Origin of the sequence: Blautia sp. AF19-13LB (genome assembly GCF_003479105.1) — a bacterium.
GTDB lineage: Bacteria > Bacillota > Clostridia > Lachnospirales > Lachnospiraceae > Fusicatenibacter > Fusicatenibacter saccharivorans.
Genome location: NZ_QUGO01000060.1, coordinates 1 through 1,485 on the forward strand (window position 1 = coordinate 1; position 1,485 = coordinate 1,485).

Consider the following 1,485-nt stretch of genomic DNA (forward strand, 5'->3'; position numbering starts at 1 on the left):
GAGACTGTGAGAAAAAGTCTGTAAATAAGATTCTTCTATGATATGCAAGGGTGGTGAGCTTACAGTTTGAGCTTTTCACCCTTGTTTTATATATAACAGTTGTTGAATGGCATGTCAAGAGCAGGCGGTTTTCCGCCTGTCTTGATCGTCGGTTTACTCGTTATTCTGGAAGACGACCTTCGTACATAATACTCAGTTCGCCATATACCTGCGCCCAGTTTCGAATCGTACTGGTCCATTTTTTCGTAGCCTCAAAAGTGGCCAGGTACAGCGCTTTTAAAAGGGCCGTATCGCTTGGGAATACGCTTCTCTGCCGATTCAGCTTCCGGTAGGTGGAATTCAGGGATTCAATCGCATTGGTGGTATAAATCACCGTTCTGACCGTCGTTGAAAACTTGAAAATTGGAGAGATGGCATCCCAGTTATCCTTCCAGCGTTTCATGGAATTCGGATATTTGGGAGACCATTTTTCAGTTACACGATCTAAGGCTGCCAGCGCTTTCTTTTCATCTGCGGCCTGATAAATGGTCTTCAGATCCGCTGCAAATGCTTTTCTGTCCTTGTCAGGGACATATTTCAGTGTGTTTCTTACCTGGTGTACGATACAGCGCTGATACTCGGTTTTGGGAAAAGCAGCAGCGATTGCTTCTTTGATGCCGGTTAAACCATCTGCACAGATGATTAATACATCTTTGACACCCCGGTTTTTCAGTTCGTTCATAACGGAAAGCCAGTATTTTGCGCTTTCGTTGTCGCCAACGCTGATGGTCAGAACCTCTTTCTTTCCTTCCGTGTTGATTCCAAGAATCACGTAAGCTGCAAGCTTTCGGATTACACCATTATCTCTTACGGAATAGTGAATTGCGTCGATGTAGAGAATGGGATAGACTTCGTCCAATGGCCGGTTCTGCCAGTCTTCGATCTGTGGCAGGATCTTATCGGTTACATCGGAAATAAAACTCTCCGAGGTCTCAAAGCCATAAATATCTTCGATGGTTTCGGAAATCTGTCGGGTAGTCATTCCTTTGGCATACATGGAAATGATCTTCTGATCAATATCAGAAATATCTTTCTGACGTTTTTTCACCACCTGTGGTTCAAATGTTGATTTTCGGTCCTGCGGCACTTCGATTTCCATCGATCCATATCGGCTGTTGAGCTGTTTGCGCTTATACCCATTGCGGTAATCATCATTATCCGAACGTTCTGATTTTTCATAGCCGAGATGATCGTCCATTTCCGCTTCCATCATTTCCTTAATGGTACCGCCTAAAAGATCCTTGAGCGCATCCTGGATGTCTTCAGCAGACTGGATATCATACTCTTCCAGGAGCTGATGGATGATGTTTCGTTTTCCTTCGGTCATTTGTACTCGATGTACCGGTTTCTTTTGTCTTGCCATAATAAAAGGTCCTCCTAATGATATTTATTGTATCATAGAAGAACCTTCCAAACATTATTTTACAGAAAAAGTTTCATACTCTC

The 1,485-nt window shown here is 43.4% G+C and carries 1 protein-coding gene; it reads right to left on the reverse strand.

Annotated elements, in window-relative coordinates; genetic code table 11:
• Positions 1-160: 160 nt before the first annotated feature.
• Complete coding sequence (locus tag DWX32_RS19210; protein ID WP_055265531.1) at positions 161-1,402, reverse strand: IS256 family transposase; 1,242 nt, start codon at positions 1,400-1,402, stop codon at positions 161-163.
• Positions 1,403-1,485 lie beyond the last annotated feature (83 nt).